Below are 14623 nucleotides of genomic sequence, written 5' to 3'. Positions count from 1 at the left end.
GCTTTGTTAATGCATTTAACCTTCGTAGGTGTTGAAGGTTTAGAACTATCCTTTAGTATAGTCATATCATTAGAACATCCTGCGGTATTTAGACAGAATGTAACTAATAAACATGATAGCAATAATTTGTTCACATAATCACTTCTAATTCTTTATTAGTTAACATTTTTTCATGAAATATGTTCTTTACTAATTTTACATTACATTAAAGTTCAGAAAATATTCCTCTACTCATAAATTGTTACATTTGATCTAGGAGGGGGAACTCTGTTAATAATAAAAGTCATTCTAGTCGAAGAAAGGCATCCTATTACTGACAAAGGTAAAACTGTTAGTTCTCTAATTCTCCCAGTTATTATGTATTTGATGTATGTAACACAGGAACTAATAGCAAAAAATGAACTGAAAGGCACATAAATAGGGATAATCTAGAAATAGATCTTCTGGTTATTTATTATACTATAGTTTTTCTACAAAAAAAGGTATGTGCAGAGACTAGATTAGTGAACTACCCGCCACTTAACGTCCTAACGGACTGTTTGAAGTGGGGGCTTCTCGGTTAGTCGTTACTTTTGGTAGCTAACGAATTCGTCCTAAGACAGCCGAGCTAACTCCCTTGTTCCAAGGGTTATTTTATTGCTATCTATGCTAACGCTAATAGGCGTATTGCTTCATTTTTGATATTGATAGCTGCGTTATAATCTCTATCGAGATTTACACCACATATACAAGAATATACTCGCTCAGACAATGACATATTTTTCACATTTCCACAACTGCTACATGTTTTTGTGGAAGGAAACCATTTGTCTATTTTCACAAGTTGTTTGCCTTGTTCGTGTAGTTTATAAGCTAAGAAAGAAGTGAACATACCCCAAGCATTATCAGCGACACTTTTTCCAAAATGAAGTACTTGCGACATTCCTCTCATATTTAGATCTTCAATAGCTACAACATCAAAATGAGTAGCTAACTCTTTAGACTTATGATGAAGGAAGTTCTTACGTTGGTTCGCTACTTTTTCATGTAACTTAGCTACACGGGTACGTTGTTTATTCCAACGAATAGAACCTTTTGTTCTTCTTGATAATACTCGTTGTGCCTTTGCTAATCGGTCTAACATTTCACGATAGAACTTAGGATAATTGGCTCTCTCACCCTCAGAACTAACGTATAATCGATCCATCGCAAAGTCTAATCCAACAACTGTTTCTACTTCTTTTTGTACAATCTCTTTTTCGTATTCAGTCAAGATAGACACGTAGTATTTACCAGTAGGTGTCATAGAAATCGTACATGACTTGATTACATGGTCTTGTGGTATTTCTCTATGCTGCTTGATACGTACCATTTTCAGTTTTGGCAATTTGATATGGCCGTTAAGCAATATAATATTTCCGTTCACTACATTCGTTGTATAAGACTTTCTGTCTTTTTTGCTTTTGAATGTTGGGAAGTCATTTTGACCACGAAAGAAATTCTTATAGGCAGTTTGCAAGTTTAGTTGAGCATTTGCCAATGCTAATGAATCAACTTCTTTTAACCACTCAAATTCTGCTTTGTATTTCGCAGGAGTGGGAAGCTTTTGTTTCTTGAGTTGTTCCTTATCATCTTTGTATTTTTCGTACACTTCTTTTCGTTCAGCTAACATTCTATTATACACGAAACGTACACAACCGAAGGTTTTACGCATAAGATGTGCTTGTTCTTCTGTTGGATACAAACGGAATTTATACGCTTTATTATGCTTTGTCATATCATTTCACCTCACTTTTCACCTTGATTTTCAATATATGTTTTTACTACGTCTATTGGCGAACTACCAGTAGTTAGCAAGCAAAAACTTCTTGACCAAAACATCTCTTTCCAAAGTTTCTTTTTCACTTGTGGAAAATCTCTTTTAATAAGTCGAGAACTTGCACTTTTATAAGCATTGATGAATTTTGTCATTTCTGTATTAGGGTGTGCCTTGAACAAAATATGAACATGATCTACATCATGATTCCATTCAACTAATGTGATGTTATAGTTTTCAGATAGTCGAACAAACATATTTTTTGCATAGTCTGACATATCATCATCAAACACGTTTCTTCTGTATTTCACGACCAATACAAGGTGATAATACAACAAGAATACTGAATGGTTATTACTATCTAATTTCATTTATATACCAGCCTTTATCATTTATAAGACTGATTATATCAGAGGCAAAATAAAAAGGAAAACCTTTTGGCTACGCCAAAACGAAATTCATCTCCCACCTACCGTTGGGCTACGCCCTTCACACGCTCGAGGAAGGAGAATTCTTTCGAAAAATTCGTTAAAATTACAATGTAGGGGGCTGGGGAGGGAGTTAAAACAGGGTGATAAAAAAGAGTTTTAGAAAATATACATGTGACTATTTAGAGTATCATAGGTGTACTAATATTGTTTTGTATTTTAAGTTAAAATACTATAATAAATCTTCCTTCTTTAATTTATAAAGAAATTTCACCTTCATTAGCTAATAATGTAGGGCCAATCCATATGGAAAACATGTTCAAACCTTTACCTGAACATGGCCATGTTTATACTTTCAAATTCATGAAGTCTAAACTTAGTGTGATCAAACTGAAAACATCCTCATAAAATCTAGTTTTAGTCATTGGTTTAATATGAATTATATTTCTTTACAGAAAAACTGCCTGCAAAATCTTAGAGATATGTCTAAGATTTTGCAGGCAGTTTTTTATATACTCACTACGGTAGAGTTACACCAATTTTTTCGCGCTCACTACGGTAGAGCTACACCAAATTTAATCGCCATTCTTTTAATTTATATGATTACGAAGATGAATGGGAAAAGAACTTCGCTGAATATGTCCCTGTTCTTTTAATTTGTATAATTACGGAGGTGAAACAGAAAAGAACTCCGCTGAATTTGATCTTTATCTGCTATTAATATAGCTGATTGTATTGGAAAAAGAACTCCCGTCTATCATTGGTTTTCTATGAATCGAGAGGTGGTGTTTTGCTCACTTACGGTGAGCTACACCAAATTTAATCACCATTCTTTTAATTTGTATGATTACGAAGGTGAATGGGTAAGAACTTCGCTGAATATGTGCCTGTTCTTTTAATTTATATAATTACGGAGGTGAAACAGAAAAGAACTCCGCTGAATTTGATCTTTATCGGTTTTTTATTTAGGTGAGCGTCTCCCGAAAAACAGCTCCTGTCTTTACTTCGTTTAATCGTTGTTTTCATTATAAAGTATTAAGAAGGGAAAATGCAATAACTTTACTTAATTTAACAACTGTTATATCATAACATAATGTATAATGAATATGCAAATAAAATAATTTATTATGATTTTAGGGCAGCAAAGTCTGTGCTCTATATGGTTATTGAAAATTGGAGGTCATTTTTTCGGTATGAGGATTTTTGCCATAATAGCTGTAATTATTATAGGACTAATCTTTTTTAAAACAATAATGTTGCAGATACTTGCACTTTTAGCGCTGATCTTCGTGATTATAATTGGAGCATACTATCTATTTCAATTTCTTTTGGGATGTATAGGACTAATTGTGATAGTTGTTGGAGCTATTATGGCCCTTTCTTTAATCATATATGCAGTTACAACATGGTTTTAAACAATGTAAATATAACATTTCTTAAAACTATTTAGTTTTTTGGTATTATACCTTATAGAAAGGAATGATTCAGTATGCATGAATCATGTGGGCATAGAGATGGAAAATTTAAAAGATAAACTTTGGGGAATTTTAAAAAGCTCGATAGGACCTGTTCTTTTATTTGCGATGGTTTTTGTATTTGTTATTGATTGGAACGACTTAAAAACGATAGATTATGTTTTTATTATAACAACTATCTGTTTTGCAGTAGCCACACTACTTAATATAGTTACGACAATTATAAATGAACGATTATAAAAGCGAGGGATTAAGAATGTATGAATTAAAAAGCGAAGAGGATATTAAAAAAATTGTAATTGATCATGTTTTGACAACATCAGAGGTATTGGAATTATTGAACGTATCTCGTCCTAGATTGAATGAGTTAGTTAAGAAGGAGCGGATTATCCCATTAAAACAAACCAAAAATATGAGTTTGTTTTGGAGATCAGATGTGGAAAAGCTAAATGAAGAACTGACTGTATTAAGAAAGAAATACGGTCCGAAGGCATAAGGGGAAATATAAATCCAGCTGTTACAACATGGTTTTGAGGCATGGAGATATTAATTGTTCCAAGTTATATAGATGGTTCAACTATACGCAATAGAAAGGAATGATTTAGTATGCTGAATCATGAGGGAAAAGAGATAAGAAAGTTAAAAGATAATTTTATTAGCCTTTTAAACTTTTTAAACAGTAGGTTTGTAATTATTCTCATGTTAACAATAGTTTTAGTATTCTTTGTTAACTGGAATGATTTGGGGATATTAGATTATGTTGTAATCACAACAACTACTATTTATGTACTACTTCTAGTAATAAGATTAATTTTAGCATTTATAAAAAAACGATTATGAAAATAGGTGATTAATCATGTATGAATTGAAAAGTAAAGAGGATATTGAAAAATTTGTAAATAGTCATATTTTGACAACATCAGAAGCAATGGAAATACTGAATGTAAATCGTGCTAGGCTAAATGTATTGGTTAAAAAGGAACGGATTATCCCATTAAAACAAATGAAAAATATGAGTTTGTTTTGGAGATCAGATGTGGAAAAACTAAGTGAAGAACTGGCAGTATTAAGAAAGAAATACGGTCCGAAGGCATAAGAACAAATATAAATCTATTGGTTACTACATGGTTCTGAACAATATATATATTAATTGTCTAAATTATATAGATTATTCAATTATACCTCTGGAACTATAAAGAAGGCCTATCCGGTTAGCGTCATATTTGACCAACTGCTCAGAATTTTCAAGCTGCTCTCGGACTAAATGAAGGTGATGAAAAGTACATCTCAAGTATAGATTTGTAAGGGGTAGCCTTAGCTACTATTCAAGGTTTTAATGAGAAAAATGAATAACTCTAGGCTGAAAGTGCTGAGCTGCATACGATATTAGCTAACCTTGAGGAACGTATATCGGCTTTAGAATCTAAGAGATAAATCAAAGGAATATTTTTTTGAAATGTATATGTGAAATAAAAAGGGGACTGCTCAAGTTTGAGTGGCCCTTTTTTTAATAAAACTAAAATATTAAGGATGCTTTTTATTAGCAATGCACGAGAGACTACTAGGAAGGTTTATAAAAGTGTAAAAATAAATGTTTGTTATGTTATATTAAGTTTTATTGATATACTTATAAATTGTAATGGTATAATATTTTCTAGACTCATAAATTTGGAGGGTAATTGTATCATGGAACTAATCTATTTATGGATTAAGAAATATGGAAATTTTAAAGAAACAGACTTTTATTTTCAAAATAGCTATCAATTTAATTACGATACTGTATCCCACGACCTACATATCAACAATGAATTAGGAGAAAAAATGCCAAATAATTTTTTTGGGGAAAATATATCTAACCTGAGCGTAATTGTGGGTGATAATGGAGCTGGAAAAACAACTCTTCTGAGATTCATTATGGATGGACTGACTAACACAATGGATTTGACCGGTCCATTTATTGCAGGTTTCTATGACCAAAGTCAAAAAGAGTTAAAAATGTATAGCCATAAAATGCAAATCAGGAATATAAATTGTAAAGATACGAAGGTAACTCTTATGGAGGAAGACATTTTTGAAGAATGGATAAAAAAAACAAAATTTGTTTATGTAAGCAATATGTTAGACATTCATGACTATTCACAGGAGAAACCGGGAAAGGTGCATGATGCATCCGTAGGGGGGCTATTGAGAAGAGATTACAAAAATGCAGTAGAACGTAAACACATACCTCTTGACGAGAATCAGATCTACAACTTTTTTAATAATGAAGTATACAGGCAAATTAACTTCTTATATCAATATAAGCAGGAAGAAATTAAAACCGACTCCTTCTTTGATATGCTAAATGTTTTAACAGTTAAGGTTGCAGAAAATACATTTAAAAGAACTACGCTTGCAGATGTACTAAAAAAAAATTTTCGGAAGGGTATGCGTGGTAAGGATGAAAGTAGCGATGTAAAATCGTTATTTGAAGATATGATTGATCAATTACTTACTATGAATCGTCTAATACCAAATTCCGGAGAGTCAATATGTTTATCCCTAATAGCATATCATTTGGTTATAAACGCCATTAAAGATGTAGCAGAACCAGCTATAACATCGGAACTTAGGTACAAAGAATTAAAATGTCTCCTACATGTTTATAAACCATACAATGACCAAGAGAGTATAATTTCGTATAGTAAAAAACTTCTAGAAAGATTTAAGGAAGAATTAGAAACAGCAAGATCTCGCTACATTTCAAGGCTTATCCCATACCTCTCTTTTTTGAATTGGTTGGAAATTGAGTTTGAGATGTTTGATGTTGAGGTTAAGGCTGCTGATAAATGGAATGCTGTGGTTCAAATTAAGCTTAATGATATAAACAAAGAAAGATTTGGTGCTTTTTTCAAGCATTACAATAGTACTTGTTCTCCTTTTTATTTCTTGAATTTCTCGTGGGGATTGAGTACGGGAGAAAATAATTTATTAAATCTTTATTCAAGACTTCATTCAGTTTTGATACAGGATAGGCAAATTGGTAGCCGAGGCGATAATGTTGTAAATTATTCGTCTATGGGTAAAATTCCTTGCACAAATATCTTGTTATTAATCGACGAAGCGGATTTATCTTTTCATCCAAAATGGCAAATTCAATATATAAGCCGTTTATTGAATATATTAAACGTTATGTTCAAAAATTGTAAGGTACAGGTTATAATAACCACTCATTCGCCAATGATGCTTTCGGATGTTCCAAAGAGCAATGTAATCTACTTGAAAAAAAGTACAAATGATTCTATAAAAGAACACTCTGAAACTTTTGGACAAAATGTTTATACATTATTTAAGGATGCCTTCTTCATTGAACAAACGGTTGGAGAGTTCTCAAACAGGATAATTCAAGAGGTCGGAAGAGAACTTAATGAGTTGGTGCAGATCGAAGTATATGACAAAATAGGACCTAATCATTCTTCGAAACTCAAATATTATGAATATATTACAGGAATAATTGGCGAAAAGGTGATCAGAAAGGCATTTGAAGCTAAGCTCCAACAGCTTCGGGAGGTATATCAAACTGGAGAAGAATTAAAGAGTGCTATCAGTCTGTATAATAAATTGTCGCCGAAAGATCGTAACGAGTTAATTGATTACATCATCCAGACTAATGAAAAGGATCAGGAACTATGAGGAAAATTCAACTTTCTAAAAAGGCTGAGGATTTACATGAACAGTATTTTAGAGATCGGATATTACCACAGCTAGGGCATTCATATAGCCATACTCCTGAAGAAATAAGTGAATTAAAAGGGAAAATGAATTTGATATTGAGTGATTTAGAAATTCAACAAAAACTATTTAATGAACATCAATGGTTAATCCGATACATTAGGAAGGCATACAAGACCTTCGCGAAGGGAAATTTAGCGAATTTAAAAAGATTAGATCAGTCAATTAAACTAAACTGCCCCTATATTTATGAATTAATTCGTCTTGAAAAAGGAAAAAACTACTCTGCTCATTTGAATGAGATATTCGGTTATAAACAGTTTAAGGTAAAAGAGTTTTTTTACTATATCAAAAAAAAAGCTCTTCAAAATCTAGGGTTAAAGCGATATTCTTCTAGGGTACAAGAGGAAATCGTAAATATCCTAAGTGCCAATTTTCCTAAACAAAAAAAAGAAATAGAGGATTATCTTGATCCAAGGAATTTAGGAGAACTTCATGTCGATACGTGTGCGAAACAATTTAGAAAACTGAAGCAACTGAATATCACCATGGATAATTTTAAAGAAGTTGATATTTTTCAAGAGGAGTGGAATGATTATCATTTTGTAATGGAGAGCGGAATAAGGGTTTGTCCTTATTGCAATCGACAGTATATTACCCCAATCCTTTCGGACAACGGAAAGATGCGCTCAGATATCGATCACTTCCTACCAAAGTGTTATTATCCTTACTTTTCGATGTCTCTCTATAATCTTGTACCGGTATGTAAATCATGTAATCAATCTCTGAAAGGGGATCGAAACTTTACTTTTATCAACATCAGTCCTTATGAAGAGCATATTGGGGATTATTTCAAATTTAAAGCTGATGAGCTTACATATGAAATATCTATGGAAGTACCAAATCATTTAGAAGCGGTGATCCAGCATCTGGATATTTTTAAAATAGAAGCACTATATAATTATCATCAAAATCAAGTTGAGGAGCTTGTGAAGAAAAGAATAGCCTATCCAGATGATTACATCCATGACTTGTACAAAAAGAATAAAGATTACTTTAACAGCGAGCTTGAGATAAAACAAATTCTAGTTGGATATATCGGAGACGTGAACAGGATGAATGATGAAGCTTTTTTGAAATTTAGACGGGATCTTGCCGAACAGCTTGGTTTTATAGGAGGATGCGGTCAAAAAAGGATTGAAGGTCTAAAAAAGTTAATTAGGGGAACCTAATTGACACCTATATGTATGTGAGTTTCTTTGCTTTCATTATATATACTCCTTTTGTAAGAAGCGAATTTAACCTACTTCATTTTTGTTCCAGATTTTATTTTCATTACTATTACGTTTGTTTGTAACTTTTATATTTTGTTTTAAGGAAATAGGAATCATTTTACCGCTAGGACACTCTGTAGACTTTTTTATAGCTACCTTGTCGGATACTTCTTCCACAAATTGAGGCAATACGAAAAGGGAGAAAAAGATTCAGTACATCATGGGACAAACAGTTTATTGAATTAGGAGCAGTACGTGAGAAATCTCAACCTTATAATCAATCAGAGTGGGTCATCTATATAAATAGGTGGCTTTTTATAAATTAACTACCAGAATATTTTTGAGAGGGGGAATCAAATAATGAGACAAGTTGTACAGGAATATTTTTCTCCTAGCCAACGATACAAAGTGCAAATTATAAGACGAAAAGATGATTTGTACACAACAGAAGTTTATAGATGGATGGAGGATTGTGGATATGAATTTTGGAGCACTATCAATCAAGGGTTCTCTTTAATTGATAGTGAAGAGCATGCACAAAAGATAGCTATTGAACAACTGAAGGGGTGTTCTGGAGAAAACTTAATTCAAATGCCTAAAAGAATATAATTAATTAGAATTAAAGTAATTATCGAGTCAGAGGCTATATGGAATGGGGATTTATGGTGAATTTGAAGTTTGTTGCGTTCAATATATGGAGGTTGTTGGTAGATTAATGGGGTTATTAAATGAGAGATTTAAAAGATAACTGTTGCGCGGGTATAGAAAGAAAAAAGAATACTTAAGTGTATATGGTAAATAATGCATATCTATATTATCATATAATATGTTATCATTAAAATTTTTGTATAAAAGAGGAGAAGTAAATTTCATGAAAATGCAAGCATATACAAAAACCATTCAAGATATTCTAAGTGTAAATAAGAGATATATTATACCTAGATATCAGAGGGAGTATTCTTGGAAAACGAATCAATTAAATGAGCTTTGGGATGATATTGTAGATAATATTGTATTGAGAGACGGAGAGTTAAGTACGAGTGAGTATTTTATTGGTTCTTTAGTAATGGTAGGAGATGACAAAGATAGTAAATTAGAAATTGTTGATGGCCAACAAAGGTTAACAACAATAACAATTTTACTATCAGCATTAGTCGAAGCATTTAAGAGCGCAGGGGAACACAATTTAGCACAAGGAGTTTATAGTTACATAGAGGCAAGAAATCTAATGAATGAACCATATTTTAGATTGATTACAAAAACATCTGAACCATTTTTCCAAAGCGCAGTCCAGCATTTGAACAAAGAGAGTCGGACACCAAATAATCAAGAAGAAAGTAATTTATTAGAGGCTTATAAATTTTTCTTAAGAAAATTACAAATGAAAAATTTAATGGTTCACTTAAATGAAGAGAAAGAATTGAAGCTTTCAGTTGGTGATAAACATCAATATATTATGTGTTTAAGTGCTATAAGAGATCAGATACTTGCTCTAGAAACAGTATATATTACTGTAGCAAATAGATTTGAAGCATATACAATTTTTGAAACATTAAATGCTAAAGGAATGGATCTATCTACAATGGATCTAATAAAAAATAAGATCTTTCAGTGTTTACCAGCTAATCATCCCTCAGATATTGCAAAAGAAGGATGGGAAGAAATAAAAGGAAATTTAAGAGAAAGAAGCAGTAATACGAATTTATCGACATTTTTTAGACATTTTTGGATCTCTAAATATGAAAAAACAACTGAGGCTAGGATATATAGATCTTTTAACAAAATAATTGATCAGACTAATGAAAGAATGAGAGAATTCTTAGAGGAGTTAAAACTAGAGTCTAACAATTATAAGTTAATTACTAAGCCGTTAGAATCAGATTGGCCACTTCAAGAGCAAACTGAAGTTTATTTATCTCTAAAAGCATTAAATAACTTTAAAATTAGTGCTGCAAATAGTTTGTTGCTTGCATTAATTGCAGGATATAAAGCGCAGCAACCTACTGTGAAATTAAAGCAATTAAAAAAGTGTGTAAATGCAATTGAAAAATTTCATTTCATTTTTTCTGCTGTATGTTCTTCAAGAGCATCTGGTTTAGAAGTTACATATTCTAGATTAGCTAGAGAGTTAAGGGAATCAAATAGTACTGAACAGAGCACCTTTATTGTAGAAGAATTGCTTAGTTATTTAAGAGAGAGATTACCATCAAAACACGAATTTATAGATAAATGGTGTCAACTTGAGTATACAGATGAAAATGAAAAAGATAAAAAATTGATACAATATGTGTTCTCTAAATGGGAAAGTCATTTGCAGGATACGAATGAATTAAGTGTATTAAACGTAACGCTAGAACATATTGGTTCTCAATCTACTCATAATGAAGTAAGTTTAGGAATGATGGGGAATTTATTACCTCTATCCGGAGGGATTAATAATAGAATAGGCAATGTTGATTATAAGAGTAAAGTAAAAGCATATCAAAAATCTGCTCTTAAGACTGTTGAACAATTTGTACAACAATATGAGAAGGAAGAAAATTGGACGCATGAACTGATTTTAGAAAGAACTAATGCAATGGCTGAGTATGCATATGATCGAATTTGGAAGATCTGAATTAATTAAACTCTAGTAAAAAAACTTCTTCTAATACTAAGCGAAGAAGTTTTTTTGCTGTAAAGAGTTATAAATACCAGCAACTTAGATTCTAATACCAGTTCCGGTACTGATAGTATCATTTATGAAAGGAAAATGTATGAATTTTTATAATGGATGGTGCACAGGTACGGTGATACACTCACACTACTGAAGGACAATGACGATCTACTGTATATTTTTATATCTTGCAGATTATGAGATAAAGAGATTTAAGAAAGGAATGTGAAAAATCTAGTGGATACGAAAGAAATACAGAAAATTGTAGAACATGTATTAAAAGATATAAAAGAGGAAGTAAAAGAAGAAGTAAAGAAAAAGGTAAAAGAAAAGATACCTGAATTAAAAGAGGAAATTCAAATAGAGGTAAAAAAGGAGATTCAAGAAGAGAATCAGGGTGAGATAAAACAAAAAAATAATAATAATGTTTTTACAGATATAATGATACTAATATTATATCTTTCTATTAGTATTATTTGTTTGTTTATAATAAGTAAAGTCTTTATGTTTCTAGATAATAGTAACATCGTTTTATTAAAAATTCCGGGTTTTATGATGGTAGTGATAGGATTAGTCATTGGTTGTTATAAGATAGTTATTAATTTTTATAGGTTAAAGCAAAATAAAAGTACAATGTATATATATGGTCTGTTTGAATTAGGATTAGGTATGATTACAATCTTAATAGCAATGCTTGCTGCTATTCCAAAGAAAGAATTCGGTTATTTCTTAAATTCTATAAAAGTATATCTATATTTTTATGGTGGTATATATGTGGCAGTTAGAGGGTTAGAGACGGTGAAAAAACATTATGATAACATACAAGAAAAACCTATCATATATAGGGAAGATATATCTAAGGAACGAAAGTTAGAAAAATTTTTATATCGAAAATTTAATTCTAAATAGAAGCAGAAGGGTGTGGGGATAGGATTAGGAGTTTTATGTTTTGAATTTGTCTTTGATCGATAATGAATAACATGCAAAAAAGATAGCTATATGATAACTGAGAGTGTATTCTAGGTTGTTTTTAAATATTTTTGCAAAATATAAAATTTGTTAGTTTTGTTTTTATTTCATTAAGTAATTATTGATTCAAGAGTGAATCCTTCAGGAGATTTTTTCGACTAAAACATATATTAATTTATATATATTAGATTTATCATTAATGATTTTTAATGAACATTAATATTTAAGAAAAAGAAAGGGAGAGAACTATGAAGAGTATAATTTTGCAACCTACCGGTAAAGAGAATTTTAAAGATGATTCTACTATGGCTATTGGAATAGATCTTAGTCAGATTCAACGCTTTATTAATAAGAAGGATTTCGAAGAGATATCCAAGATATATAAGAATGGAAAAGCTTATTTGTGGGGAGATAGACCTGGAGTTAGCAATGAACGAGAGTGGAATAAGATAAAAAATGGAGATATAGCATTATTTTATGGGAAAAAGAAATTTTTCACTTCTGCTACAGTAACATATAAAATACGCAATTCAAATTTAGCAAGGAATCTTTGGGGAGAAAATAAAGAAGGAGAAACATGGGAGTATATATATTTCTTAGATGAAATAAGAAAGCAATCTATTGATATTGATACTTTTAATACATTATTAGGTTATAAAATAGACAATACTATAAGAGGATTTAGATTATTAGATGAAGAGAAAAGTGATATTGTTATGAATACTTTTGACTTTGACAGTACTACACATGTACCTGCCATTACGAAAGAACAAGCTGAAAAAGATCTTGAAGTTGTTATAAATGAGCTAGAACAAAACAGCTCCATGGAACGTGAGGTTACAAGAAGAGCAAGAAGAGAGCAAAATATAATACGTGGGTATTTATTTGGCACTAAAAAAACATGTAATTGTGGTATTTGTGGAGAAGAGTATCCAGTAGACCTATTGGTAGCTGCTCATATTAAAAAGAGAGCACACTGCTCCAGACAAGAAAAATTAGATATAAAGCATATCGCTATACCAATGTGTAAATTTGGATGTGATGATTTATTTGAGAAGGGGTATATCGGTGTCCAAAAGGGAGAAGTCATTAGTTTGGTGGATACGAAAAATTTACCGAAATCTGTAAGAGGTTATATTGAAAATATTCAAGGAAAAACTTGTGATCGTTGGAATATAGATAACAATAAATATTTTGAGTGGCATACAAACTTTCATATCAAAGGAATTTAAGTTTACATGTTTAATAGAATTTTGAAAGTTATATGTTGAAAGTATTAAGGGGAGAAACGAAATGATTACTTTTTTTATCAAGAAAAAAAGACGAAGAGAATGGTATTCATTCGTTGAATACAGAGAGTATGAAAAGAGCGGTATCTATACAACCGTAGCATTTTTAAGATTTTTTATGGATTTAACATTTGCATTAGGGCTGCCTTTTTTACTCATAGATTTCTCTGCAACAATAGGTCCAATGCTGAAAATTGGGGTAGTTACGGTTATTTTAGAATTGATACATAAATCTATTCATGCTGACTACGTATATTTTGAAAAAGATACAGGTCATAGGGATTATGAAGCGAATTCAGTGAAGAAAATAAACTTAGAAAAGAAAAGCGATAAATAATTTGTAAGTAAAAAGAGCATCTGTAAAAGGTGCTTTTTTATTTGGGAAAATACGAAATATATCCAAGATCCTGTTTCTAGTAGAAGAAATATTAATAAAATTAAAAAATCTTTCAAACTATTTTCTTTGATAAACAGATAGAGGCAAATGAATCTAGGAAGTGCAAAAGGGGGAGACATATTGGCAATGTTAGCACTGATACTAGGGGATGGTTCTTACATGGCAAACAATGATTGAAAACGCCCTAGTCATCCATGAAAAAATAAAAAAGCTCAAAACCAAACGAAAACACCCTGCCAGACGTAAACAAAAATGATCTTGAGTGGAAGAGAGAAGACCATCTTCTTTACTTGTATTTAACTATATATAATTCCTTAGATTTTTGATAAGTATCCATCATATTGACTTAAACCTCAAAAAGGGACTGCTATTAGACAAAAAAGATAAGGTTTCTTAAGCCTAATATGTTTCCACATTGCTATCAAGATAATAAACGAAATACCTAAAATGAGAAAATTGATATCCTCAAGTGAAGGTTTATAATTTTTTGCCTTGAGATCCTTTTACAACTTTTAAGTTGATGGATATGTGAATTCTTTCTTCCAAAGAATTCATTATCTACAGAAAGGTATTTAAGGTTATTGTAAGGTAAATGAAAGTTACCTGAAAGAATCTCAGTTTAATATAAA

At 31.3% G+C, this 14623-nt stretch carries 12 protein-coding genes and 1 pseudogene; 10 read left to right on the top strand and 3 right to left on the bottom strand.

The window, feature by feature from the left end; all coding sequences use genetic code 11:
* Positions 1 to 643: 643 nt before the first annotated feature.
* Positions 644 to 1756, bottom strand: coding sequence for an RNA-guided endonuclease TnpB family protein (locus DN407_RS29890; RefSeq protein ID WP_149217075.1), 1113 nt, complete (start codon positions 1754 to 1756; stop codon positions 644 to 646).
* 11 nt (positions 1757 to 1767) lie between these two features.
* Positions 1768 to 2166 (bottom strand): IS200/IS605 family transposase, encoded by a 399-nt coding sequence (gene tnpA / locus DN407_RS29885; protein ID WP_149217074.1) that lies wholly within the window; start codon positions 2164 to 2166, stop codon positions 1768 to 1770.
* 1550 nt (positions 2167 to 3716) lie between these two features.
* Between tnpA and DN407_RS29880 the strand changes: the two genes are divergently transcribed.
* The 5 genes from DN407_RS29880 (at position 3717) to DN407_RS29860 (ending at position 8641) form a co-directional block, all read left to right on the top strand.
* A complete protein-coding gene (locus DN407_RS29880) occupies positions 3717 to 3938 on the top strand; it encodes a hypothetical protein (RefSeq protein WP_142341290.1) in 222 nt (73 codons plus the stop codon).
* Positions 3925 to 4194 (top strand): helix-turn-helix domain-containing protein, encoded by a 270-nt coding sequence (locus DN407_RS29875; RefSeq protein WP_242292777.1) that lies wholly within the window; start codon positions 3925 to 3927, stop codon positions 4192 to 4194. Before DN407_RS29880 ends, DN407_RS29875 begins: the two co-directional genes overlap by 14 nt.
* Positions 4195 to 4554: 360 nt before the next feature.
* Positions 4555 to 4794, top strand: a complete 240-nt coding sequence (locus DN407_RS29870; RefSeq protein ID WP_149217073.1) for a helix-turn-helix domain-containing protein — start codon at positions 4555 to 4557, stop codon at positions 4792 to 4794.
* A gap of 590 nt (positions 4795 to 5384) precedes the next feature.
* Positions 5385 to 7370, top strand: coding sequence for an AAA family ATPase (locus DN407_RS29865; RefSeq protein ID WP_179955834.1), 1986 nt, complete (start codon positions 5385 to 5387; stop codon positions 7368 to 7370).
* Positions 7367 to 8641 (top strand): HNH endonuclease family protein, encoded by a 1275-nt coding sequence (locus DN407_RS29860; protein WP_149217071.1) that lies wholly within the window; start codon positions 7367 to 7369, stop codon positions 8639 to 8641. The genes DN407_RS29865 and DN407_RS29860 overlap by 4 nt, the downstream gene beginning before the upstream one ends.
* Before the next feature lie 96 nt (positions 8642 to 8737).
* On the opposite strand, the pseudogene DN407_RS32495 reads toward DN407_RS29860, so the two are convergent.
* Positions 8738 to 8863: pseudogene (locus DN407_RS32495) on the bottom strand (helix-turn-helix domain-containing protein); the annotation flags it as partial.
* A gap of 180 nt (positions 8864 to 9043) precedes the next feature.
* On the opposite strand from DN407_RS32495, the gene DN407_RS29850 reads away from it, so the two are divergent.
* From DN407_RS29850 to DN407_RS29830, 5 genes are all read left to right on the top strand, one after another.
* Entirely contained in the window at positions 9044 to 9292 is a 249-nt protein-coding gene (locus DN407_RS29850) for a hypothetical protein (protein ID WP_086388401.1), read from the top strand.
* A 262-nt stretch (positions 9293 to 9554) separates the two neighbouring features.
* Positions 9555 to 11300, top strand: coding sequence for a DUF262 domain-containing protein (locus DN407_RS29845; protein WP_179955833.1), 1746 nt, complete (start codon positions 9555 to 9557; stop codon positions 11298 to 11300).
* Positions 11301 to 11576: 276 nt separating this feature from the next.
* Entirely contained in the window at positions 11577 to 12248 is a 672-nt protein-coding gene (locus DN407_RS29840) for a hypothetical protein (protein ID WP_149217070.1), read from the top strand.
* Between the two features lie 308 nt (positions 12249 to 12556).
* A complete protein-coding gene (locus tag DN407_RS29835) occupies positions 12557 to 13540 on the top strand; it encodes an HNH endonuclease (protein ID WP_149217069.1) in 984 nt (327 codons plus the stop codon).
* Between the two features lie 61 nt (positions 13541 to 13601).
* Entirely contained in the window at positions 13602 to 13934 is a 333-nt protein-coding gene (locus tag DN407_RS29830; RefSeq protein ID WP_254520385.1) for a hypothetical protein, read from the top strand.
* Positions 13935 to 14623: the final 689 nt, after the last annotated feature.

It is taken from the genome of Bacillus sp. JAS24-2 (assembly GCF_008274905.1).
Lineage (GTDB): Bacteria > Bacillota > Bacilli > Bacillales > Bacillaceae_G > Bacillus_A > Bacillus_A cereus.
The sequence above is the reverse complement of the archived record's forward strand: the minus strand, read 5'-3'. Positions and strand labels throughout refer to the sequence as shown.

Excerpts from the sequence above, each read along its gene's own strand:
- tnpA (WP_149217074.1), bottom strand. The coding sequence starts at position 2,166 with ATGAAATTAGATAGTAATAACCATTCAGTATTCTTGTTGTATTATCAC.
- DN407_RS29865 (WP_179955834.1), top strand. The coding sequence starts at position 5,385 with ATGGAACTAATCTATTTATGGATTAAGAAATATGGAAATTTTAAAGAA.
- DN407_RS29860 (WP_149217071.1), top strand. The coding sequence starts at position 7,367 with ATGAGGAAAATTCAACTTTCTAAAAAGGCTGAGGATTTACATGAACAG.
- DN407_RS29835 (WP_149217069.1), top strand. The coding sequence starts at position 12,557 with ATGAAGAGTATAATTTTGCAACCTACCGGTAAAGAGAATTTTAAAGAT.
- DN407_RS29845 (WP_179955833.1), top strand. The coding sequence starts at position 9,555 with ATGAAAATGCAAGCATATACAAAAACCATTCAAGATATTCTAAGTGTA.
- DN407_RS29875 (WP_242292777.1), top strand. The coding sequence starts at position 3,925 with ATGAACGATTATAAAAGCGAGGGATTAAGAATGTATGAATTAAAAAGC.
- DN407_RS29870 (WP_149217073.1), top strand. The coding sequence starts at position 4,555 with ATGTATGAATTGAAAAGTAAAGAGGATATTGAAAAATTTGTAAATAGT.
- DN407_RS29830 (WP_254520385.1), top strand. The coding sequence starts at position 13,602 with ATGATTACTTTTTTTATCAAGAAAAAAAGACGAAGAGAATGGTATTCA.
- DN407_RS29850 (WP_086388401.1), top strand. The coding sequence starts at position 9,044 with ATGAGACAAGTTGTACAGGAATATTTTTCTCCTAGCCAACGATACAAA.
- DN407_RS29890 (WP_149217075.1), bottom strand. The coding sequence starts at position 1,756 with ATGACAAAGCATAATAAAGCGTATAAATTCCGTTTGTATCCAACAGAA.
- DN407_RS29880 (WP_142341290.1), top strand. The coding sequence starts at position 3,717 with ATGAATCATGTGGGCATAGAGATGGAAAATTTAAAAGATAAACTTTGG.